The 21275-nt window shown below is 57.0% G+C and carries 22 protein-coding genes, 2 pseudogenes and 1 other annotated feature; of the genes and pseudogenes, 15 read left to right on the forward strand and 9 right to left on the reverse strand.

What is annotated here, in order from left to right; all coding sequences use genetic code 11:
* Positions 1–161 precede the first annotated feature (161 nt).
* The 6 genes from dgoR (at position 162) to APU11_RS00190 (ending at position 6270) form a co-directional block, all read left to right on the forward strand.
* Positions 162–851 (forward strand): D-galactonate utilization transcriptional regulator DgoR, encoded by a 690-nt coding sequence (gene dgoR / locus APU11_RS00165; RefSeq protein WP_003861109.1) that lies wholly within the window; start codon positions 162–164, stop codon positions 849–851.
* On the forward strand, positions 848–1726 hold the full coding sequence (locus tag APU11_RS00170) for a 2-dehydro-3-deoxygalactonokinase (protein WP_058650553.1): 879 nt from the start codon (positions 848–850) through the stop codon (positions 1724–1726). Before dgoR ends, APU11_RS00170 begins: the two co-directional genes overlap by 4 nt.
* On the forward strand, positions 1710–2327 hold the full coding sequence (locus tag APU11_RS00175) for a 2-dehydro-3-deoxy-6-phosphogalactonate aldolase (protein WP_020685439.1): 618 nt from the start codon (positions 1710–1712) through the stop codon (positions 2325–2327). Before APU11_RS00170 ends, APU11_RS00175 begins: the two co-directional genes overlap by 17 nt.
* Positions 2324–3472, forward strand: coding sequence for a galactonate dehydratase (dgoD, locus tag APU11_RS00180; protein ID WP_038982421.1), 1149 nt, complete (start codon positions 2324–2326; stop codon positions 3470–3472). Before APU11_RS00175 ends, dgoD begins: the two co-directional genes overlap by 4 nt.
* A gap of 180 nt (positions 3473–3652) precedes the next feature.
* Positions 3653–4990, forward strand: a complete 1338-nt coding sequence (locus APU11_RS00185; protein ID WP_162780502.1) for an MFS transporter — start codon at positions 3653–3655, stop codon at positions 4988–4990.
* A gap of 50 nt (positions 4991–5040) precedes the next feature.
* Entirely contained in the window at positions 5041–6270 is a 1230-nt protein-coding gene (locus APU11_RS00190; RefSeq protein WP_058650555.1) for a DUF3748 domain-containing protein, read from the forward strand.
* Here APU11_RS00190 and APU11_RS00195 read toward each other — a convergent pair.
* Positions 6267–6599, reverse strand: a complete 333-nt coding sequence (locus APU11_RS00195) for a YceK/YidQ family lipoprotein (RefSeq protein WP_020685435.1) — start codon at positions 6597–6599, stop codon at positions 6267–6269. The genes APU11_RS00190 and APU11_RS00195 overlap by 4 nt on opposite strands.
* Before the next feature lie 248 nt (positions 6600–6847).
* Positions 6848–6920 (forward strand) — a sequence feature (ROSE (Repression Of Heat Shock gene Expression) occurs in the 5'-region of heat shock genes and acts as an RNA thermometer to modulate expression.).
* On the opposite strand from APU11_RS00195, the gene ibpA reads away from it, so the two are divergent.
* From ibpA to APU11_RS00210, 3 genes are all read left to right on the forward strand, one after another.
* Entirely contained in the window at positions 6914–7324 is a 411-nt protein-coding gene (gene ibpA, locus APU11_RS00200) for a small heat shock chaperone IbpA (RefSeq protein WP_006177605.1), read from the forward strand. It overlaps the preceding feature by 7 nt.
* 136 nt (positions 7325–7460) lie before the next feature.
* Complete coding sequence (gene ibpB / locus APU11_RS00205; RefSeq protein WP_013094790.1) at positions 7461–7889, forward strand: small heat shock chaperone IbpB; 429 nt, start codon at positions 7461–7463, stop codon at positions 7887–7889.
* A gap of 164 nt (positions 7890–8053) precedes the next feature.
* Positions 8054–9715, forward strand: a complete 1662-nt coding sequence (locus APU11_RS00210) for a putative transporter (RefSeq protein ID WP_013094791.1) — start codon at positions 8054–8056, stop codon at positions 9713–9715.
* Here APU11_RS00210 and APU11_RS00215 read toward each other — a convergent pair.
* Entirely contained in the window at positions 9683–10429 is a 747-nt protein-coding gene (locus tag APU11_RS00215; RefSeq protein WP_013094792.1) for a GntR family transcriptional regulator, read from the reverse strand. The two genes, APU11_RS00210 and APU11_RS00215, sit on opposite strands and share 33 nt — an antisense overlap.
* 222 nt (positions 10430–10651) lie before the next feature.
* Here APU11_RS00215 and APU11_RS00220 point away from each other — a divergent pair, with 222 nt between their 5' ends.
* The 4 genes from APU11_RS00220 (at position 10652) to APU11_RS00235 (ending at position 14370) form a co-directional block, all read left to right on the forward strand.
* Positions 10652–12274: an alpha-glucoside-specific PTS transporter subunit IIBC gene (locus APU11_RS00220; protein WP_013094793.1), complete on the forward strand. Its 1623-nt coding sequence runs from the start codon at positions 10652–10654 to the stop codon at positions 12272–12274.
* The gene (locus APU11_RS00225; RefSeq protein ID WP_013094794.1) at positions 12271–13593 is read left to right on the forward strand and encodes a 6-phospho-alpha-glucosidase; all 1323 of its coding nucleotides are present in this window, start codon (positions 12271–12273) and stop codon (positions 13591–13593) included. The genes APU11_RS00220 and APU11_RS00225 overlap by 4 nt, the downstream gene beginning before the upstream one ends.
* Before the next feature lie 92 nt (positions 13594–13685).
* A complete protein-coding gene (locus tag APU11_RS00230; RefSeq protein WP_058650556.1) occupies positions 13686–14033 on the forward strand; it encodes a DUF202 domain-containing protein in 348 nt (115 codons plus the stop codon).
* Positions 14023–14370: a DUF202 domain-containing protein gene (locus APU11_RS00235; RefSeq protein WP_013094796.1), complete on the forward strand. Its 348-nt coding sequence runs from the start codon at positions 14023–14025 to the stop codon at positions 14368–14370. The genes APU11_RS00230 and APU11_RS00235 overlap by 11 nt, the downstream gene beginning before the upstream one ends.
* Before the next feature lie 32 nt (positions 14371–14402).
* Here the strand turns inward: APU11_RS00235 and dsdA are convergent, their stop codons facing one another.
* From dsdA to APU11_RS29105, 3 genes and pseudogenes are all read right to left on the reverse strand, one after another.
* Positions 14403–15689, reverse strand: a complete 1287-nt coding sequence (gene dsdA, locus APU11_RS00240; RefSeq protein ID WP_058650557.1) for a D-serine ammonia-lyase — start codon at positions 15687–15689, stop codon at positions 14403–14405.
* 17 nt (positions 15690–15706) lie between these two features.
* Positions 15707–15958 (reverse strand): annotated as a pseudogene (locus tag APU11_RS00245) (D-serine transporter DsdX); the annotation flags it as partial.
* Positions 15959–16081: pseudogene (locus tag APU11_RS29105) on the reverse strand (hypothetical protein); the annotation flags it as partial.
* Positions 16082–16285: 204 nt separating this feature from the next.
* Here APU11_RS29105 and dsdC point away from each other — a divergent pair.
* Together dsdC and APU11_RS00255 are read left to right on the forward strand one after the other, a co-directional pair.
* A complete protein-coding gene (gene dsdC / locus APU11_RS00250; protein ID WP_013094799.1) occupies positions 16286–17212 on the forward strand; it encodes a DNA-binding transcriptional regulator DsdC in 927 nt (308 codons plus the stop codon).
* A gap of 84 nt (positions 17213–17296) precedes the next feature.
* Positions 17297–18385 carry a cellulase family glycosylhydrolase gene (locus APU11_RS00255; protein ID WP_058650558.1) on the forward strand — a complete coding sequence of 363 codons (1089 nt, stop codon included), beginning with the start codon at positions 17297–17299 and terminating at the stop codon, positions 18383–18385.
* Here APU11_RS00255 and emrD read toward each other — a convergent pair.
* The 4 genes from emrD to tisB all read right to left on the reverse strand — a co-directional run bounded on the left by emrD (position 18288) and on the right by tisB (position 21144).
* Positions 18288–19472, reverse strand: coding sequence for a multidrug efflux MFS transporter EmrD (emrD, locus tag APU11_RS00260; protein ID WP_023620624.1), 1185 nt, complete (start codon positions 19470–19472; stop codon positions 18288–18290). The two genes, APU11_RS00255 and emrD, sit on opposite strands and share 98 nt — an antisense overlap.
* Before the next feature lie 175 nt (positions 19473–19647).
* The gene (locus APU11_RS00265) at positions 19648–20481 is read right to left on the reverse strand and encodes an EamA family transporter (protein WP_029881854.1); all 834 of its coding nucleotides are present in this window, start codon (positions 20479–20481) and stop codon (positions 19648–19650) included.
* Positions 20482–20543: 62 nt separating this feature from the next.
* A complete protein-coding gene (locus APU11_RS00270) occupies positions 20544–20990 on the reverse strand; it encodes a GNAT family N-acetyltransferase (RefSeq protein ID WP_013094803.1) in 447 nt (148 codons plus the stop codon).
* 64 nt (positions 20991–21054) lie between these two features.
* A complete protein-coding gene (tisB, locus tag APU11_RS26230; RefSeq protein ID WP_020684667.1) occupies positions 21055–21144 on the reverse strand; it encodes a type I toxin-antitoxin system toxin TisB in 90 nt (29 codons plus the stop codon).
* Between the last annotated feature and the right edge of the window lie 131 nt (positions 21145–21275).

Genomic DNA, 21275 nt, shown 5'->3' on the forward strand with positions numbered 1-21275 from the left:
TTGTTCTTTTTGTGATCTGGATTGTAGTACAACATTAACTGATTGTACTACATTGTCACCACAGCAAAGGCGAAAGGCCTCACGTTTGTACTGCAAAAGTGAGGCGAAATTCAGCGGTCGCGGTAAAGTAGTGATGGACTTACAGAGCACAAGGACTCTCCATGACTCTCAATAAAACCGATCGCATTGTCATCACGCTGGGTACACAGATTGTGGGTGGCAAATATGTTCCCGGCTCGCCACTGCCGGCAGAGGCAGAACTGTGTGAGGAGTTTGAAACCTCCCGCAACATCATCCGGGAAGTGTTCCGCTCGCTGATGGCGAAGCGGCTGATTGAAATGAAACGCTATCGCGGCGCGTTTGTTGCCCCGCGTAACCAGTGGAACTACCTCGATACCGATGTTCTGCAGTGGGTACTGGAAAACGATTACGACCCGCGGCTGATTGGCGCCATGAGCGAGGTACGAAACCTGGTAGAACCGGCTATCGCCCGCTGGGCGGCAGAGCGCGCCACCTCAGGTGACCTGGCGCAGATTGAGTCGGCGCTGAACGACATGATCGCCAATAACCAGAACCGTGAGGCATTTAACGAGGCGGATATTCGCTACCACGAGGCGGTACTGCAGTCGGTGCATAACCCGGTGTTACAGCAGCTTAGCGTGGCGATCAGCTCGCTACAGCGAGCAGTATTTGAACGTACCTGGATGGGTGATGAGGCCAATATGCCAAAAACGCTCCAGGAACATAAAGCGCTGTTCGATGCGATACGGCATCAGGACGGCGATGCGGCAGAGCAGGCGGCGCTCACCATGATTGCCAGCTCGACACGAAGGCTGAAGGAAATTACATGACATCACGCTACATCGCAATTGACTGGGGATCGACCAATCTGCGCGCCTGGCTGTACCAGGGCGAGCAGTGCCTGGAGAGCAGGCAATCAGAAGCAGGCGTGACGCGTCTGAACGGAAAATCCCCCGAGGCGGTGTTAGCAGAGGTCACACAAAACTGGCGCGACAGCGCCACGCCCGTGGTGATGGCGGGGATGGTGGGCAGCAACGTGGGCTGGAAAATCGCGCCTTATCTGCCTGTTCCTGTCTCTTTCTCCGCCATTGGCAAGCAGTTAACGTCCGTTGGCGACAATATCTGGATTGTTCCCGGTTTGTGCGTCTCGCGCGACGATAACCATAACGTGATGCGCGGTGAAGAGACACAGCTGCTCGGTGCGCGCACGCTTTCTCCTTCTTCTGTCTACGTCATGCCCGGCACGCACTGCAAGTGGGTCCAGGCAGATGCAGAGCATATCCACGATTTTCGCACCGTAATGACCGGCGAATTGCACCATTTGCTGCTTAATCATTCGCTGTTGGGGGCCGGTTTACCGGAGCAGGTTCCGTCGCCGGAGGCGTTTGCTGCTGGCCTTGCTCGTGGGATCGCTTCTCCTGATGTTTTGCCGCAACTTTTTGAGGTTCGCGCCTCGCACGTGCTGGGAAATCTCCCGCGCGAGCAGGTCAGCGAGTTTCTTTCTGGCCTGCTGATTGGCGCAGAAGTCGCCAGCATGCGTGAGTTCGTCGGGTGCGAGCAGGCTGTCACGATTGTCGCTGGTGCAGCGCTGACGTCGCGCTACGAGCAGGCGTTTCGCGCGATTGGCCGTGAAGTATCAACGGTATCCGGCGACACGGCATTTCAGGCAGGAATAAGGAGCATCGCTCATGCAGTGGCAAACTAGTCTTCCCCTTATCGCAATCTTGCGCGGCATTACCCCCGACGAGGCGCTGGCGCACGTCGGTGCCGTGATCGACGCCGGATTCGACGCGGTGGAAATCCCGCTCAACTCCCCCGAATGGGAAAAAAGCATTCCGACAGTGGTAGAGGCCTTTGGTGATAAAGCGCTGATTGGCGCAGGAACCGTCCTGCAGCCGGAGCAGGTGGAGAGGCTGGCAAAGATGGGCTGCAAACTCATCGTCACCCCCAACATCAACCCCGAGGTGATCCGCCGCGCGGTGAGCTATGGAATGACCGTGTGTCCAGGATGCGCGACGGCAACCGAAGCCTTTACCGCCCTCGATGCGGGTGCACAGTCGCTCAAAATTTTCCCCTCTTCGGCCTTTGGTCCTGACTATATCAAAGCACTGAAAGCGGTCTTGCCCGCCAGCGTGCCGGTCTTTGCCGTGGGCGGCGTGACGCCAGAAAACCTGGCGCAGTGGATTAACGCTGGTTGTGTGGGCGCGGGGCTGGGCAGCGATCTCTATCGCGCCGGACAGTCCGTTGAGCGTACCGCGCAGCAGGCGGCAGCATTTGTGAAAGCGTATCGAGAGGCAGTGCAATGAAAATAACCAAACTCACCACGTACCGTTTACCCCCGCGCTGGATGTTCCTGAAAATTGAAACCGATGAAGGCGTGGTTGGCTGGGGCGAACCGGTGATAGAAGGGCGCGCGCGCACCGTGGAGGCCGCGGTGCATGAGCTAGGGGAATACCTGATTGGACAGGATCCGGCACGCATTAACGACCTGTGGCAGGTGATGTACCGGGCGGGCTTTTATCGCGGTGGCCCAATCCTGATGAGCGCCATCGCCGGTATTGACCAGGCGCTGTGGGATATCAAAGGCAAAGTGCTGAATGCCCCGGTCTGGCAGCTGATGGGCGGCCTGGTACGCGACAAAATCAAAGCCTACAGCTGGGTGGGTGGCGACCGCCCTGCGGAAGTGATCGACGGCATTACGCAGCTGCGCAATATCGGCTTCGATACTTTTAAGCTCAACGGCTGTGAAGAGATGGGCGTGATTGACAACTCGCGCGCGGTGGACCGGGCGGTGAATACCGTGGCGCAAATCCGTGAAGCTTTCGGTAACGAGATTGAGTTTGGTCTGGACTTCCACGGACGCGTCAGTGCGCCAATGGCCAAAGTGCTGATTAAAGAGCTGGAGCCCTATCGTCCGCTGTTTATTGAAGAGCCCGTCCTGGCCGAGCAGGCGGAGTACTATCCAAAACTGGCTGAACAGACCCATATTCCTATCGCCGCGGGTGAGCGTATGTTCTCGCGCTTCGAGTTCAAACGTGTGCTGGAGGCAGGCGGTGTTGCGATCCTGCAACCGGATCTCTCCCATGCGGGCGGTATCACCGAATGCTACAAAATTGCCGGGATGGCAGAAGCCTACGATGTGGCGCTGGCACCGCACTGTCCGCTGGGGCCCGTCGCGCTGGCGGCCTGCCTGCACGTGGATTTTGTCTCCCGCAATGCCGTGTTCCAGGAACAAAGCATGGGTATTCACTATAACAAGGGCGCGGAATTGCTCGACTTTGTGAAAAACAAAGAAGACTTCAGCATGGAAGGCGGTTTCTTCAAACCATTAATGAAGCCGGGCCTTGGCGTGGACATTGACGAAGCCAAAGTCATTGAGCTCAGTAAAAATGCGCCGGACTGGCGTAACCCGCTGTGGCGTCATGAAGACGGCAGCGTAGCGGAATGGTAAATGCGCGTCATACTTCGCGCTGGTGATGCGTTGGCTGCGTTTTCTTACCCCGGTCACATACTTTTGTATGCTCCCGGGGATGCGAAAACTTGCCGCCTTCCCCCAGCACGAATTATTTAGCGCATTCTGTTTACGTTTTTAATTAAAAAAACCAAATACACCCTCTGTAAATTACAGGGCATGGTGAGCGGCTTCGCTATGCCCAAAATCTGGAGACAGATTGCGATGGATATTCCAGTTACTGCTACAAAGACCGGGCGTCGCCGCTACCTGACGCTAATCATGATCTTTATTACCGTGGTCATTTGCTATGTTGACCGCGCCAACCTTGCCGTGGCCTCGGCCCATATTCAGGAAGAGTTTGGGATCACCAAAGCGGAAATGGGCTACGTCTTCTCGGCGTTTGCCTGGCTCTATACGCTCTGCCAAATCCCCGGCGGCTGGTTCCTCGACCGCGTGGGGTCGCGTCTGACCTACTTCATCGCCATTTTAGGCTGGTCCGTGGCGACCCTGTTCCAGGGCTTCGCGACCGGGCTGATGTCGCTGATTGGCCTGCGTGCTATCACCGGCGTTTTCGAGGCACCCGCGTTCCCCACCAACAACCGTATGGTCACCAGCTGGTTCCCGGAGCATGAGCGTGCCTCTGCGGTGGGCTTTTACACCTCCGGGCAGTTTGTCGGCCTGGCGTTCCTGACCCCGCTGCTGATCTGGATCCAGGAGCTGCTAAGCTGGCACTGGGTGTTTATCGTCACAGGTGGGATCGGCATTATCTGGTCCCTGATCTGGTTCAAGGTCTATCAACCGCCGCGTCTGACAAAAAATATCACCAAAGCGGAACTGGACTACATCCGCGACGGTGGCGGCCTGGTAGACGGCGATGCGCCAGTGAAAAAAGAGGCGCGTCAGCCGCTGACCCGCGCGGACTGGAAGCTGGTCTTCCATCGTAAGCTGGTGGGGGTTTATCTCGGCCAGTTTGCGGTTACGTCGACGCTGTGGTTCTTCCTGACCTGGTTCCCGAATTACCTCACCCAGGAAAAGGGGATTACCGCGCTGAAAGCGGGCTTTATGACCACCGTGCCGTTCCTTGCCGCATTCTTTGGCGTGCTGCTCTCGGGCTGGCTGGCGGATAAGCTGGTCAAAAAAGGCGTCTCATTAGGTGTTGCGCGTAAAACGCCGATTATCTGCGGGCTGCTGATCTCAACCTGTATCATGGGCGCCAACTACACCAACGATCCGGTGTGGATTATGACCCTGATGGCGCTCGCGTTCTTCGGCAACGGTTTTGCCTCTATCACCGGGTCGCTGGTGTCGTCTCTGGCGCCGATGCGTCTGATTGGCCTGACCGGTGGTGTGTTCAACTTCGTCGGTGGACTCGGCGGGATTACTGTGCCGCTGGTCATCGGCTACCTGGCGCAGGACTACGGCTTTGGCCCGGCCCTGGTCTACATCTCTGCCGTGGCGTTGATTGGCGCGCTCTCCTACATCCTGCTGGTCGGCGACGTGAAACGAGTAGGCTAATCCCTTCGGATGTTTTACCCTGATGCGATAACTGCGCATCAGGGTATCCCATGAAACAAATCACCTTTGCTTCCCGCAACCACCAGCTCACCAATACCAATACCTGGACACCGGACAGCCAGTGGCTGGTCTACGATGTGCGCCCGTCCGGGGCATCGTTCACCGGCGAAACCATAGAGCGGGTAAACGTCAGTACGGGCGAGGTTGAGGTGATTTATCGTGCTACGCACGGCGCGCATGTCGGGGTGGTGACCGTTCATCCTGCACAAGACAAATACGTCTTTATCCACGGCCCGAAAAACCCGGATGCAGACTGGCAATACGATTTTCACCATCGCCAGGGCGTGATTGTCCATAACGGCCAGGCGAGCAACCTCGATGCCATGGATATCACCGCGCCCTATACCGCAGGCGCACTCCGTGGCGGCAGCCATGTACACGTCTTTAGCCCGAACGGGCAGTTCGTCAGCTTCACCTATAACGACCATGTGTTGCATGAGCGCGATCCAAAGCTCGATTTACGTAACGTTGGCGTCGCCGCACCCTATGGCCCGGTCACCCCGCAGGGCAACCATCCTCATGAATATCCGGGCACCTTCTGGAGCGTGCTGGTAAGCCGCACGACGCCAAACCCACAGCCGGGCAGCGATGAGATCAACCGCGCCTATGAAGAGGGCTGGGTGGGCAACGGCAGGCTGGCGTTTATTGGCGATACCCTGTCTGTGAAAGGCGAAAAAGTGCCTGAACTGTTTATTGTCGATCTGCCCAAAGACGAGCAGGGCTGGAAACAGGCAGGCGATGCGCCATTGCAGGGCACGCCAGAGACGATGCCAGCACCGCCTGCTGGCGTGCTGCAGCGCCGTCTGACTTTCACCCATCAAAAGGCGTATCCGGGGCTGGTGAACGTGCCGCGCCACTGGGTGCGCAGCAACCCGCAGGGTACGCAGATTGCTTTTCTGATGCGTGATGATAACGGCATTGTCCAGCTGTGGCTGGTCTCACCGGAGGGGGGCGAGCCGCGTCAGTTAACGCATACCGAAAGCGGTATCCAGTCGGCATTCAACTGGCATCCTTCGGGCGACAGTCTGGGATTTGTGCTGGAAAATCGTATCGCCTGCTGCGATGCGCAGACCGGAGAGGTCACGTTTTTGACGTCCGATCACGGCAATCCGCCGTCTGCCGATGCGGTCGTCTTTTCCCCGAACGGGCGCGCTATTGCATGGATGGAGGAGAAAGAGGGTTTCCGCCAGCTGTGGCTAACGGAAACCGCACAGGATTAGCGTCGCGGCATCTCGGCGGGCGGGATAACGGCGTTGGTTGCCAGATTTTGCTGCTCGCTTTTCTCAACGCGCGAGCGTACAGAACTGTCCGTGCGGAACATATCCCAGGGCAGCAAAAGCGTATCGGCCACTGCCGTGAACGGCATATCGAGGATCACCAGGGATTTGGTGCCCCAGTTCGTGTCATCATCGGAGATCATCGCCGCGCTGGCGCGCGTCCCCGGATATGTTCCTTCTTTACCGCCGGTGTGAGACATCACGCTCGAACACCCGCAAAGTAAAACCACCCCGCTGAACATCGTCAGCTTAATCAGAACATTTTTCATCATCACTCAGTCATCGTTAATGGCACTGCATAGACCTGCAACTCTGGGTTATAGCGAGCCTTGTTGAAAATGAATAGTCCAATAACCCCGCACTGTGGCAGCCATCGCAATTTAACCCTTTGTGCTGTTGTCCCAGTCTAAGCGAGAAGCACAAAAGTGCAAAAAAAAGTGCGAACGTCGCGGTTGAAAACACCGGTTCCAGACCCATTTTAAGAATGTAACCCGATAACGAACACGCCTGATGGGTGTTCGGGGGCGCAATGGCCTGTCCATGGTGGAAGGCTAAAATTTCTCGCTGATTTCAGGAGCTTTTATTTATGCGTAACTTCGATCTTTCCCCGCTATACCGTTCTGCAATTGGTTTTGACCGCCTGTTTAACCATTTAGAAAATAACCAAAGCCAGAGCAACGGCTACCCTCCATACAATGTTGAGCTGGTTGATGAAAACCACTACCGCATCGCCATTGCTGTCGCCGGTTTTGCAGAGAGCGAACTGGAGATCACCGCGCAGGACAACCTGCTGGTGGTGAAAGGTTCACATACGGCCGAGCAGAAAGAACGTACCTACCTTTACCAGGGCATTGCCGAGCGCAACTTTGAACGCAAGTTCCAGTTAGCTGAGAACATTCACGTTAAAGGCGCGAATCTGGTCAACGGTCTGCTGTTTATCGAGCTGGAACGTGTGATTCCGGAAGAGAAAAAACCGCGCCGTATCGAAATTAATTAATGCCGCGGGTCGCGTCAGCGGCCCACTCAGAATTGCTTGCCGAACCGGGAGCATATGCGAATCCACAAGGATTTGCAGGAACAACTGTGCACAAAAATAAACTGTGCCGAACTCGCTTCTCAGAAGGAGATTTAGTATGCGTAACTACGATTTATCCCCCCTGCTGCGTCAGTGGATTGGTTTTGACAAACTGGCTAACGCCCTGCAAAGCACCACTGAGCACCAGACGTTTCCGCCGTACAACATCGAAAAAAGCGACGATAACCACTATCGCATCACGCTGGCGCTGGCCGGGTTCCGCCAGGACGATCTGGATATCCAGCTCGAAGGCACGCGTCTGACCGTGAAAGGGTCGCCGGAAAAACAAGAAACCGAGACCAAATGGCTGCATCAGGGGTTGGTGACTCAGCCGTTTAGCCTGAGCTTTACCCTGGCAGATCATATGGAAGTCTCCGGCGCGACCTTTACCAACGGGTTGCTGCATATTGACCTGGTCCGTAACGTGCCGGAAGCCATCGCGCCACAGCGTATCGCCATTAGCGAGCGGCCGGCGCTGAATAGCTAATGCTGTGCGGGCTGGTGCCCTCACCCCGGCCCTCTCCCACAGGGAGAGGGTGAAAAGTTAAAGCCCTGCCCCGGCAGGGCTTTTTTGTGCGCCATCACCCATACAACGCCCTTTACCTCTGAGAGAATCCTTAACATAACTAAGGTTATGCAAGGAAGTGGATCATGAGTGATATCGCGTTAACCGTCAGCGTGTTGGCCCTGGTCGCTGTTGTTGGACTATGGATTGGCAACATCAAAATCCGTGGCGTCGGGTTTGGGATCGGTGGGGTGCTGTTTGGCGGCATTTTTGTCGGACACTTTGCTGACAAACTCGGGCTGGTTCTCAGCGCCGATATGCTCCACTTTACGCAGGAGTTCGGCCTGATCCTCTTCGTCTATACCATAGGCATTCAGGTCGGGCCGGGCTTTTTCGCCTCATTGCGGGTTTCCGGATTACGCCTCAATCTGTTTGCCCTCGGCATCGTCGTAATGGGCGGGCTGGTCACCGCTATCCTGCATAAACTCTTCGCAATTCCGCTGCCCGTGGTGCTGGGCATTTTCTCCGGGGCCGTGACTAACACGCCCGCGCTGGGTGCGGGCCAGCAAATCCTGCGCGATTTAGGTATCGAACCCGGCATTGTCGACCAGATGGGGATGAGCTATGCGATGGCTTATCCGTTCGGGATTTGCGGCATTCTGCTCTCCATGTGGCTGGTTCGGGTGCTCTTTCGCATTAACGTCGACAAAGAGGCGAAGGACCACGAAACCACGCTTACCAACGGCCATATGCCGATCAAAACCATCAACATCCGCGTCGATAACCCCAATCTGAACAACATGGCGATTCAGGACGTGCCGATCCTGAACAGCGCCAATATTATCTGCTCGCGCCTGAAACGTGACGAAATGCTGATGGTGCCCGCGCCTGGCACCATTATCCGGCAAGGCGATCTGCTGCACCTTGTCGGGCAGCCCGGGGATTTAAACAACGCGCGGCTGGTGATTGGTCAGGAAGTGGATACCTCGCTCTCTACCCGCGGCACCGACATGCGCGTGGAGCGTGTGGTGGTGACTAACGAGCACGTTCTGGGCAAGAAAATACGCGATTTGCAGGTAAAAGAACGTTACGACGTGGTTATCTCTCGTCTCAATCGCGCCGGTGTTGAACTGGTCGCCAGCCCGGAAGCCAGCCTGCAGTTCGGCGATATTCTTAACCTGGTCGGGCGTCCGTCGTCCATTGACGCCGTGGCGGATATGGTCGGTAACGCTCAGCAAAAACTGCAGCAGGTCCAAATGCTGCCGGTGTTTATCGGTATCGGGCTGGGCGTGCTGCTTGGCTCCATTCCGCTGTATATACCGGGGTTCCCGGTGGCCCTCAAGCTGGGTCTGGCGGGCGGGCCGCTGATTATGGCGCTGATCCTCGGGCGAATCGGCTGTGTCGGTAAGCTCTACTGGTTTATGCCGCCGAGCGCCAACCTGGCGCTGCGCGAGCTGGGCATTGTGCTGTTTCTGGCGGTCGTCGGGCTAAAATCCGGTGGCGATTTTGTCGATACCCTGGTCAGGGGGGAAGGGATGAGTTGGGTCGGCTATGGCATCTTCATCACCGCGATCCCGCTGCTGACGGTCGGCATACTGGCGCGAATGTTCGCTAAAATGAACTATCTGACGCTGTGCGGCATGCTGGCGGGGTCGATGACGGATCCACCGGCGCTGGCCTTTGCCAATAGCCTGCACGCCACCAGCGGCGCGGCGGCGCTGTCGTACGCTACGGTCTATCCGCTGGTCATGTTCCTGCGCATCATCACCCCGCAGCTACTGGCGGTGCTGTTCTGGGGGATGAGTTAGCAGGTCGTCCGGGTGGATGCGCCGCAGATGGTAGTCCACCTGGTAATCACTGGTATTTCGGAACATCACGGAATAGTTAAGGAACTCGCCGCTGTCGCTGTAGGAGAGAGAGGTAATGCGCAGCAGCGGCGTTTGCTCCGGCAGGTTCATGTAACCAGCGAGTTGTTTATCGGCCAGTACCGGCGTCAGGCTCTCGTAATTGCCGCTGATTGTAATTCCGCACTCCTTCTCGATGTAATCAAACTTTGACCCTTCCAGATGCGCCAGCGAGAGGTTGCGAAACAGCTTCACGGGCATAAAGCTGTCCTCCAGCATCAGCGGTTTTCCGTCCACGTAGCGCACCCGGCGGGAAAAGTAGATCCGCTCATCCACCTGGATCCGCAGCTGGCTGGCGATGGCGGGCGGGGCGGGCATCACTTCAAACTGCAACACCTTGCTCTGTACCTCTTTGCCCTGCTGACGCAGTACCTCCACCAGCCCGGTGAGGTTGGTGGTTTCATGGTGCACATCTTTGCGTGCTACAAACGTCCCGCTGCCGTGCCGCCGCTCAACCAGCCCCCAGCTCACCAGCAGATCCAGCGCCTTGCGAATGGTCATGCGCGCCACGCCAAACTCCTGCGCCAGCGCTTTCTCACCCGGAATGGGGCTGCCGATGTTGTAGTCCGATGAATTCAGCCGTAGCCGTAATCGGTCGGCAATGGATTTGTAGATCACCAGTAGACCTCTCTGCCCGTATCAGGGCGTGGATTGCATCCTGACATGTCCATATTTACAGCGAAAAGTAGACCTGATTGGTCAAAATAAAACCATGAATGCGATCACGAATCGCAGCGGCACGCCATGTTCGCGCATCAGTAACTTCTTATGCTCACCTCAGGCCAGCACAAAACCATAAAGGCCTCTCTCCCCTACAGGTTGTTACGTGAGGATTTAAAGATGCTCAGTCAAATACAACGTTTTGGTGGTGCCATGTTTACCCCGGTGTTGCTGTTTCCCTTTGCCGGGATCGTGGTGGGAATCGCCATCATGCTTCGTAATCCGCTTTTCGTGGGCGAAGCCTTAACGGCTCCTGATAATCTGTTCGCGCAGATCGTGCACATCATTGAAGAGGGCGGCTGGGCGGTGTTCCGCAATATGCCGCTAATTTTTGCCGTTGGCTTACCGATTGGTCTGGCGAAACAGGCGCAGGGCCGCGCCTGTCTGGCGGTGCTGATAAGCTTCCTGACCTGGAACTACTTCATCAACGCGATGGGGATGACCTGGGGCCACTTCTTTGGCGTCGACTTTTCCGCCGAACCGACGGCGGGAAGCGGGCTGGCGATGATTGCCGGGATCAAAACCCTTGATACCAGCATTATTGGGGCGATTGCGATTTCCGGTATTGTCACTGCGATCCATAACCGCTTTTTCGAGAAACCACTGCCGGTTTTCCTGGGCATTTTCCAGGGCACCTCGTTTGTGGTGATTATCGCGTTTTTCGTCATGATCCCCTGCGCCTGGCTGACGCTGCTGGGATGGCCGAAAGTGCAGATGGGCATTGAGTCCCTGCAGGCGTTCTTACGCTCCGCCGGTGCGCTCGGCGTCTGGGTGTATACCTTCCTGGAACGCATTCTGATCCCAACCGGGCTGCACCACTTCGTCTACGGTCCGTTTATCTTTGGCCCGGCCGCCGTTGAGGGCGGAATTCAGGTCTACTGGGCGCAGCATCTTCAGGCGTTCAGCCAGAGCACGCTGCCGCTGAAAACCCTGTTCCCGGAAGGTGGTTTCGCGCTGCACGGTAACGCTAAGGTGTTTGGATCGGTCGGGATTGCGCTGGCGATCTGGTACACCGCCTCACCAGAAAACCGCGTCAAGGTCGCGGGCCTGCTGATCCCGGCCACGCTTACCGCCGTGCTGGTGGGGATTACCGAACCGCTGGAGTTTACTTTCCTGTTTATCTCGCCGCTGCTGTTTGCCATTCACGCCGTGCTGGCGGCCACCATGGCGACGGTGATGTACACCTTTGGCGTGGTGGGCAACATGGGCGGTGGCCTGCTGGACCAGTTCCTGCCGCAAAACTGGATCCCCATGTTCCATAACCACGCTTCAACGGTATTCACCCAGATCGGCATCGGCGTCTGCTTTACCGGCCTTTACTTCGTGGTCTTCAAAACGCTGATTGAGCGTCTGAACCTCAAAACCCCGGGTCGTGAAGAGAGTGAAATCAAACTCTACAGCAAGGCGGACTATAAGGCGGCGCGCGGACAAACCACCGCCCCGGCTGCCGCCAGCCAGCAGGTCGGCCAAGCCGCCGGATTCCTGCAGGCGCTGGGCGGCGCGGCCAACATCGAAAGCATCAACAACTGCGCCACCCGCTTGCGTATCGCGCTGGTCGACATGGCGCAAACCCAAAGCGATGAGGTGTTCAAAGCCCTCGGCGCACACGGCGTAGTGCGACGCGGCAACGGCATACAGGTGATCGTTGGCCTGCACGTTCCGCAGGTGCGCGACCAGCTGGAATCGCTGATGAAAACCCCTTTAACGAATGAACAAACCACCCTGACAGAGGCTATATCATGAAAAAATTCTCAGTTGTCATTGCAGGCGGCGGCAGCACCTTTACGCCTGGTATCGTCCTGATGCTGTTAGCCAACCGTGACCGTTTCCCGCTGCGTGCCCTGAAGTTTTATGACAACGATGGCGCACGTCAGGAAACCATCGCCGAGGCGTGCAAAATTATCCTTAAGGAACAGGCACCGGAGATTGAGTTTAGTTACACCACCGATCCAAAAGCGGCGTTTACCGATGTGGATTTCGTGATGGCGCACATCCGCGTGGGCAAATACCCGATGCGCGAAAAAGACGAGAAAATTCCGCTGCGTCACGGTGTGCTGGGTCAGGAAACCTGCGGCCCGGGTGGGATCTCTTACGGCATGCGCTCCATCGGCGGCGTACTGGAACTGGTGGATTATATGGAGCAGTACTCCCCGAACGCGTGGATGCTGAACTACTCCAACCCGGCGGCGATTGTGGCGGAAGCGACGCGCCGCCTGCGTCCGCATGCCAAAATTCTCAACATCTGCGATATGCCAATCGGTATTGAAGGGCGCATGGCGCAGATTGTCGGCCTGAAAGACCGCAAACAGATGCGCGTGCGTTACTACGGCCTGAACCACTTCGGCTGGTGGACATCGATTGAAGATCTGAACGGTAACGATCTGATGCCGAAACTGCGCGAATACGTGGCGAAACACGGCTATGTTCCGCCTTCGGAAGATGCGCATACCGAAGCGAGCTGGAACGATACCTTCGCCAAAGCCAAAGACGTGCAGGCGCTCGATCCAGATACCATGCCAAACACCTATCTGAAGTATTACCTCTTCCCGGACTACGTGGTCGCGCACGCCAACCCGGAGCGGACCCGCGCCAATGAAGTTATGGATCACCGTGAGAAGCATGTATTCAGTTCGTGCCGGGCGATTATAGAAGCCGGAAAATCCTCTGCCGGGGAGCTGGAGATCGACGAACATGCCTCCTACATCGTCGATCTGGCGACGGCGATTGCCTTTAATACCCAGGAGCGGATGCTGCTGATTGTGCCAAACAACGGGGCCATTCATAATTTTGATGCCGACGCGATGGTGGAAATTCCGTGTCTGGTGGGCCATAACGGGCCAGAGCCGCTCACCGTGGGTGATATCCCGCACTTCCAGAAAGGGCTGATGAGCCAGCAGGTGGCGGTGGAAAAACTGGTGGTGGATGCCTGGGAGCAACGCTCGTACCAGAAACTCTGGCAGGCAATCACCTTGTCAAAAACCGTACCGAGCGCGTCGGTCGCGAAAGCGATTCTGGATGACCTGATCGAGGCCAATAAGGATTACTGGCCAGAGCTGCATTAACTCTCCTGACCGGCATCGCCTGATGCCGGTCTCCTTGTCCTGGCCGATTTACGCTATGCTGAAGCCTGCCTGCAGCATGACAAGGAGCCTTCATGAAAATTTCCCGCCTCGGTGAAGCCCCGGACTACCGCTTCTCGCTGGCCAATGAACGTACATATCTGGCGTGGATCCGTACCGCGCTGGGCTTTCTGGCCGCCGGCGTCGGTCTTGATCAGCTCGCGCCCGATTTCGCCACGCCGTTGATTCGTGAAGTGCTGGCGCTGTTGCTGTGCCTGTTTGCGGGCGTACTGGCGAGTTACGGCTATCTGCGCTGGCTGCGTAACGAAAAGGCGATGCGCCTGAAGCAGGATCTGCCCTATACGCGTGGGTTACTGATCATCAGTGCGATTTTGCTGACAGTGGCGGGCGTGGTGATGGTGCTGGTGGTGTATGGCGGATAGTCGCAAAGCGCGGCGCGAAGCGGACCCCGGCCTGCAGCCGGAGCGGACGTCGCTGGCGTGGCTGCGCACGCTGCTGGGGTATGGCGCGCTGATTGCCCTGGCGATTAAGCACAACTGGCACCGCACGGGGCTACCCTTCTGGATCTCACTGGTTGTGCTGGCGCTGGTGGCCATCATTTTATGGCGTTATACCCGCAGCCGTAACGTGATGGACGTGGCGCAGGACGATTTTGTGCAGCCGAAGGCGGTGCGGGATAAGTTCCTCATCGCCCTGGCCGTGCTGTCGCTATCACTGCTGTTTGCGGTAACTCACATTCAACAAATTGTGCACCTGTAGGCCGGGTAAGGCGCAGCCGCCACCCGGCATAATTACTTCCCTTTCGCCAGATACTTCGCCATCTCGTCTTCCGGCACCATGCCGCCGCCGGTCGCCCACACCAGATGGGTGACGTTGGCATCAGCCTGAACACGCAGCGGCCCGGCCATGCCCGCCAGCGCCGATGGCTCCAGACGAATCCCTTCCTCCTGCGCCAGCCAGCCGAGCATGTCGTACATGCTTTGATCGGAAAGGGTATAGAACCCGTCGAGCAGACGTTCCATCGCGCGGCCGACGAAGCCCGACGCGCGTCCGACCGCCAGCCCGTCCGCTGCCGTCACGTTGTTGATACCCAGATCCTGCACGGCAATCTCATCGTGCAGGCCGGTATAAACCCCCAGCAGCATGCACGGGGAGTGCGTGGGCTCGGCAAAGAAGCAGTGAACGTTGTCGCCAAACGCCAGCTTCAGACCAAACGCCACACCGCCAGGACCCCCGCCAACGCCGCACGGCAGATAGACATACAGCGGGTGCTCTGCATCCACCACACGGCCCTGTTCGGCAAACTGCGCCTTCAGGCGCTCGCCGGCAACGGCATAGCCCAGGAACAGGGTGCGGGAGTTTTCATCGTCGATAAAGAAGCAGTTCGGGTCGTTTTCCGCCGCTTTTCGCCCTTGTTCCACCGCCACGCCATAATCCTGCTCATATTCCACGACGGTAACGCCATGGCTGCGCAGTTTGGCTTTCTTCCACTCGCGGGCGTCGGCGGACATATGTACCGTCACCTTAAAGCCGATGCGTGCGCTCATGATGCCGATGGACATTCCCAGGTTGCCGGTTGAACCCACCGCAATGCTGTACTGGCTAAAGAAGTCTTTAAAGCGCGGTTCCAGCAGGATGCTGTAGTCATCTTCAGTGCTCAGCAATCCCGCTTCCAGCGCCAGTTTTTCCGCGTGGGTCAGCACCTCGTAGATGCCGCCGCGCGCTTTAATCGAGCCGGAGATGGGCAGATGACTGTCTTTTTTCAGCAGCAGCGTTCCGGGAAGAGCCTTGCCAGATTCTCTCTCCAGCCGTTTTTTCATGGCCGGAATAGCAACCAGCTCAGATTCGATAATCCCGCCCGTTGCCGCGGTTTCCGGGAAGGCTTTCGCCAGATACGGCGCGAAGCGGTTGAGACGCGCATGCGCGTCGTCCACGTCGGCTTTGGTCAGCCCGACATAGGGGAGCCCTTCTGCAAGCGAAGTGGTTCGCGGGTTAAGCCACGTGGTCTCTTTCAGAGCCATCAGATCCTCAACCAGAGGAAACTGTGCGGTTAAAGCAGTGATAGTTGCGTTTTCCATAATATGTCTCGTCGCGCTCAGATAATGAAAGAAAGCAGGAATGTGCCGCCAAGTGCAAGCACCGAGGCGATAAACGTCGCCGTCGTATAGTATTTGAAGGTCTCATTCAGGGTCGCGCCGCAGTATTGCTTGACCAGCCAGAAGAGCGAATCGGTCACGATCGTGCAGCCAATAGCGCCGGAACCGATGGCAATGGTGATGATCTCCGGGCTTACGTTCGGATAGAGCGGCAGCATCGGCGCCACTATTGCGGTCGCCCCCATCATCGCGCCGACGAAAAAGCTCGCCAGCAGCAGCGCGAGGAACGGGTGAAACTTCAGTTTTACGATGGTTAAAACAATCAACACAATGCTGACAAGCAGCGTTACCACAACCCAGACCGGCGATCCCATATCTCACCTCACCCTTATGTCATCTGTGGGTATTGGACGAAAAAACGGCGTGAGCTGACAAACGATAAAAATTGCCGTTCAGGTGAGCCAGATTGGATCAACTGAGTGACTGAACTCAAAAAAGCGCACTTATTTCGCTGTTGGTTCACATAAATTCATGCCTGGGCGGTATGCTGGGCGCAGAAATACCGTGTGAGAATTGTGATGACCGATGCGAATGAAGTCAGAAACCGGCTGCTAAATGGCTGGCAACTGTCAAAAATGTACACTTTTGAAGTGGCTGCCCGGCATGAATCCTTTGCGCTGGCGGCGGCGGAACTGTCGCTCAGCCCCAGCGCGGTGAGCCACCGCATTAACCTGCTGGAAGAGGAGCTGGGCATTCAGCTGTTTGTCCGCTCGCACCGTAAAGTTGAGCTAACGCTGGAAGGAAAGCGCGTTTACTGGACCCTAAAATCATCCCTCGACACCCTGAATCAGGAGATCCTGGATATTAAAAACCAGGCGCTGTCCGGTACGCTGACGGTGTATTCCCGGCCGTCAATCGCCCAGTGCTGGCTCGTCCCCATGCTGGGGGATTTTACCCGCCGTTATCCGTCGATATCTCTCACCATTCTCACCGGCAATGAGTACGTCAATATGCAGCGAACCGGCATCGATCTGGCCATCTATTTCGACGATACGCCGCCAAACTACCTTTCTCATCATTTCTTGATGGACGAGGAGATTTTGCCCGTCTGCTCGCCCGCATATGCCCGCGAGCATGCGCTGTTGAAAAACCCCGATAACCTCAGCCACTGCACGTTACTGCACGACCGTCAGGCCTGGAGTAATGATTCCGGTACGGATGAGTGGCTCAGCTGGGCGCAGCATTTTGCGATGAATATGCCGTCATCATCGGGTATTGGCTTCGATCGTTCCGATTTAGCGATAGTGGCAGCCATGAATCATGTGGGCGTGGCGATGGGGAGAAAGCGGCTGGTGCAAAAGCGCCTTGAGCGGGGCGAGCTTATCGCCCCGTTTGGCAACAAGACCCTCAAATGCCATCAGCACTATTACATCTCAACGCTTCCCGGCCGTCAGTGGCCGAAAATTGACGCCTTTATTGGCTGGCTAAGAGAACTGGCAGGCTGAAGAATTATTACGCTTTGACGCTACACCAAATACAAAAAAGCGTGCTAAATACAGGTAATGCTTTTGATTTATCCAGGGTAAGCCGTGTTAAAGCCTCTTATTGCGACCGCGTTACTTCTCTCTTCCGGCTGGGCGATAGCCGCCGAGCCGCCGCTGACGGCTGCGCTTTATGCACAAAAGCTGGGTGTGGGTATGGACGTGGACTGGGCGCGCACCGAGCGCGGGATACGGGAATTCGACCCGCTGGTGGTACGCGACTTTCGCGCGAAAGGCATCAGCCATGTGCGTATTCGCGTGGCCGATGAGCCGACCGAAGCACGGCTGATCCACCTGCGTAAGCTGGTGGAAGCCTGCGAGCAGTACGGCGTGATCCCGATTATCGCGTATCAGGCGGACAGCTATAAAAACGATCCGAAAGCCGATAACGAAAAAGAGGTTACCGACTGGTGGATTGCCGTGGCGCACTATTTCGGCAAACGTTCGCCGCTGCTGGGCTTTGACCTGATTTATGAGCCTGCGGACAAGCTCAACCACAACGCAGCCTCGCTCAACCGGGTGTATGAGAAAACCATTAAGGTCATCCACAGCATTGATGCGGACCGGATGATCTTCATCGCTCCCCGCCTGCGTGCGGCCCCCGAAGATCTCCCCAGCCTCAAGCTGCCTGCGCACAGCCAAAACTTCCTGCTGGCGGAGTGGCATATCTTTCCGTGGGGGCCGCTGAAAAATAACGGCAAATACCCGTGGACCTCCGGTACGGCGGCGGAGAAAGCGGTGATTCACAATCGCATCGCGACGGCGCTGCGCTGGCAACAAAAAACCGGACACGTCAGCTGGGTCGGGGGCTGGGGCGTGGGGGAGTCAAACCGCTTTACACCCACCGCGTCGCAAATGGCCTTTGCCACGTTTATGGCCTGCGAGCTGCAAAAGGCGAAAATACCCTACGCGATTAACGCCGATTTCCAGTTTTATGACGGAGAGGAGGGGGCCTGGCGGCCAGCGCCAGAGCCGCTGCTGGAGGCGATGATTGCCCCGGCGTGTGAAAAGCCCGGCGAGAAGCCGGGCCATCATGCGGTTAAACAGGCTGCTCGTGGTGGGGAACACGCGACGCCAGCGGCAGCCAGCACAGCAAAATCAGCAGCCCCATCAGCGTCATCAGTAAACCCAAACTAGCCTGCCCGGTTTGCGGCATCATGGCGGAGAGCCAGGCCAGCGCGCCGGAACCGATGTTTTGCAAACCGCCCACCAGCGCACCCGCCGTACCCGCGAGGAACGGGAACGGCTCCATGGCGCCGCTGGTGGCAAGCGGGAACAGCATCCCCGCGCCGAAGAAGAACAGCGCCGCCGGGATCAGCAGCGTCCAGACGGTCATTACGCCAAACAGACCCGGGATCCACATCATCAGGCCAGCCAGCAGGCAGCTGATTACAGACTGCCACATCAGCGTTGAGAAGCGTTTGTTCTGACGTCCGGCGAACCAGGCTCCAAAGAACGCCGCCGGGATCGGCAGGATAAACAGAATACTCACCACCATGCTGCTCAGGCCAAGCCCTGCTCCCAGCAGCACGCCGGAGCAAGCTTCGAACACCGCAATGCCCGCCAGACCGCCGATCAGCATCAGCAGGTAACAGGTAAAAGCCCCGTTGCCGAACAGCGTTTTGTAGCTGGCGAGAAGCTTCGTGCGCGGTGCGTCCTGGGGACGGGTTTCCGGCATCCAGCGCGCCATACTGAAGGTGACAATCACGCACAGCACCAGCAGGAAGGCATAGCAGGCGCGCCAGGACCACATTGTGTCCAGCAGGCCGCCAATCAGTGGTGCCAGCAGCGGGCTGACCAGAATACCCATATTCAACAGGCTGTTGGCATGGCGGAGTTGCGTGCCCTGATACATATCGCGCGGTAAGGTACGCGCCATCACCCCACCGACGCCCGTGCCTACCCCCTGCAGCGCGCTGGCGGCAATTAGTACGGTCAGGCTATGGGTGGTAATAGCAATCACCGTCGCGACCATGAAAATGCACATGCCGGTCAGAATGACCGGACGGCGGCCAATGCGGTCGGATAATGGCCCGTAGAACAGCTGCGAAACGCCATAGGTCAGCAGGTAGGCGGCCATCACGCTTTGTACCGCGCCCTCGCGGACGTTGAGTTCCTTTGCCATGTCGGCAATCGCCGGAATGTAGATGGTTTGCGCCATCTGACCGACGGCCACCAGTAACACCAGCATCAACAATAAGTTAACGTTCCTTTGTTTTTTCATGTCGCTGAATACTTTTGCCAAAAGAGAAAAATGAAGAATAAGTGACTACGCATTCCCATAAATGCGCGAGGAATCTACCACAATGAGATGACAAATTAAGCATTGTCATGATGAATGAAGAAGAGGATTAAGGCAGGTTTTGTAAACAAGAACGGCAACTAATGTTGCCAGTGAATTACGCCAGACGCAGCAGGATCGCACCGGCTGCAATACCCAACGCGGCAGCGATACGCAGACCGGCAACCTTTTCTTTTAAAAGCACAAATGCGATCAGCGCACCGAAGAGTATGGAGGTTTCACGCAGCGCAGCGACAACCGCCAGCGGAGCCTGTGTCATCGCCCATAAGGCCAGGCCATACGAGCCCATGGTTCCAACCCCGCCGAGCAACCCCTTTTTCCAGTGCAAACGCAGGTAGCTGGAAGCTTCGCGGCGTCGCGCCACCATTGCCCAGCACAGCAGGCAGAAGCCGTTCATAAAGAAGGTCCACAGCGTATAGCCCAGCGCGGTATCCGATAAACGTACGCCCGTTCCGTCCACCAGCGTATAGCCGGCGATAAAGCAGGCGTTCAGCAGTGCCAGCCAGATCCCTTTGCGGGACTGCAATCGGCCATTTATCGCCATCGCGAGGATCGACAGACAGATCACCCCGATGCCCGCCCAGGCGAGCCAGGAGAGGCTATCCCCGAGCACCAGCACGCTGATCAGCGCCACCAGCAGTGGGGCTGTTCCGCGCATCAGCGGATAGGTCTGGCTCATGTCTGAGACCTGATACGTCTTCGCCACCAGTACCGTGTACACCACCTGCAGCGCGCAAGAGACCACTAAAAATGGCCAGCTGGCTACGGAGGGTTGAGGAGAAAATGGCAATAAAACCAGTGCAATGAGCGTGGCGGAGCCGCTAACGCTGATCGCCGAGTAAAGCTTATCCGTTCCGGCTTTGACAATGGCGTTCCAGCTGGCGTGCAGCAGTGCGGCGAACAGCAAAATACAGAAAACGGAGAGGGTCATGGCGTCTTTGGCGGTGAATTGTCACTCAACTGTAACATTCACGACCTGATGTCGCCAGCCAGCTACACCGCGCAAAAGAGACGATGGGTAACCCGTGGCTCGTCTGACACCAGCCTGAAGCCTGCGCGACGGTAGAAGCCGCAGGCCGTATCGGGTGCATGGGTATTGAGGAAATCAAACCAGATGCTGGCATCGGCCATCACCACCGTTAACAGCTGTTTACCAATGCCCAGACCGCGGCACTTCTCGCTGACATAAAGATGGCGAATACGTCCGGCACGCGGCTGCTGGCTGAACGGATCGCGGTTAAGGCCGCAGACGCCCACCAGCTTGCCGTTTAAAAAGGCACCCAGCAGCTTTTCACCCGGCGCGTTAAAGCGGTTTTCACCACGCTGCCAGTTCTCTTCCAGCCTGCGCAGCATATTGAAATTCGCCGCGATGCTTTCGGCTTTCAGCGCGATATACCCGGGTTCTTCCGGCGTGATGGGTTCAATTAACAGACGCGACATAGCATTCCCTCGTTATTAAAGAGGGGCGGTTGCCCGCCCCTCTCAGGTGCGACTTGAACCTGAATCACCGAAGGTATTTCAGGACAGCATCAAGCAGTTGCAGAACAGCAACAATGAGTTTGAGGATAAGTATCACCATATCCACTACGCTCATACGCGTCTCCTTTTGGTAAAAAGGAGCACGATGCTGGCGTACCTTTCCGCCGCCTGTTGCCAGCACCTCGATTGACGTAACACAGTGTGCTCACTTCAGAGGGTTAAGGCACTGACGGCACCACCCGTTTC

The sequence above is a fragment of the Enterobacter sp. 50793107 genome (genome assembly GCF_001463365.1).
GTDB lineage: Bacteria > Pseudomonadota > Gammaproteobacteria > Enterobacterales > Enterobacteriaceae > Enterobacter > Enterobacter cloacae.

Bases quoted from the DNA above. Each gene is read 5' to 3' on its own strand.
- dgoR (WP_003861109.1), top strand. From the start codon at position 162: ATGACTCTCAATAAAACCGATCGCATTGTCATCACGCTGGGTACACAG.
- APU11_RS00170 (WP_058650553.1), top strand. From the start codon at position 848: ATGACATCACGCTACATCGCAATTGACTGGGGATCGACCAATCTGCGC.
- APU11_RS00175 (WP_020685439.1), top strand. From the start codon at position 1,710: ATGCAGTGGCAAACTAGTCTTCCCCTTATCGCAATCTTGCGCGGCATT.
- dgoD (WP_038982421.1), top strand. From the start codon at position 2,324: ATGAAAATAACCAAACTCACCACGTACCGTTTACCCCCGCGCTGGATG.
- APU11_RS00185 (WP_162780502.1), top strand. From the start codon at position 3,653: ATGGTGAGCGGCTTCGCTATGCCCAAAATCTGGAGACAGATTGCGATG.
- APU11_RS00190 (WP_058650555.1), top strand. From the start codon at position 5,041: ATGAAACAAATCACCTTTGCTTCCCGCAACCACCAGCTCACCAATACC.
- APU11_RS00195 (WP_020685435.1), bottom strand. From the start codon at position 6,599: ATGATGAAAAATGTTCTGATTAAGCTGACGATGTTCAGCGGGGTGGTT.
- ibpA (WP_006177605.1), top strand. From the start codon at position 6,914: ATGCGTAACTTCGATCTTTCCCCGCTATACCGTTCTGCAATTGGTTTT.
- ibpB (WP_013094790.1), top strand. From the start codon at position 7,461: ATGCGTAACTACGATTTATCCCCCCTGCTGCGTCAGTGGATTGGTTTT.
- APU11_RS00210 (WP_013094791.1), top strand. From the start codon at position 8,054: ATGAGTGATATCGCGTTAACCGTCAGCGTGTTGGCCCTGGTCGCTGTT.
- APU11_RS00220 (WP_013094793.1), top strand. From the start codon at position 10,652: ATGCTCAGTCAAATACAACGTTTTGGTGGTGCCATGTTTACCCCGGTG.
- APU11_RS00225 (WP_013094794.1), top strand. From the start codon at position 12,271: ATGAAAAAATTCTCAGTTGTCATTGCAGGCGGCGGCAGCACCTTTACG.
- APU11_RS00230 (WP_058650556.1), top strand. From the start codon at position 13,686: ATGAAAATTTCCCGCCTCGGTGAAGCCCCGGACTACCGCTTCTCGCTG.
- APU11_RS00235 (WP_013094796.1), top strand. From the start codon at position 14,023: ATGGCGGATAGTCGCAAAGCGCGGCGCGAAGCGGACCCCGGCCTGCAG.
- dsdA (WP_058650557.1), bottom strand. From the start codon at position 15,689: ATGGAAAACGCAACTATCACTGCTTTAACCGCACAGTTTCCTCTGGTT.
- dsdC (WP_013094799.1), top strand. From the start codon at position 16,286: ATGACCGATGCGAATGAAGTCAGAAACCGGCTGCTAAATGGCTGGCAA.
- emrD (WP_023620624.1), bottom strand. From the start codon at position 19,472: ATGAAAAAACAAAGGAACGTTAACTTATTGTTGATGCTGGTGTTACTG.
- APU11_RS00265 (WP_029881854.1), bottom strand. From the start codon at position 20,481: ATGACCCTCTCCGTTTTCTGTATTTTGCTGTTCGCCGCACTGCTGCAC.
- APU11_RS00270 (WP_013094803.1), bottom strand. From the start codon at position 20,990: ATGTCGCGTCTGTTAATTGAACCCATCACGCCGGAAGAACCCGGGTAT.
- tisB (WP_020684667.1), bottom strand. From the start codon at position 21,144: ATGAGCGTAGTGGATATGGTGATACTTATCCTCAAACTCATTGTTGCT.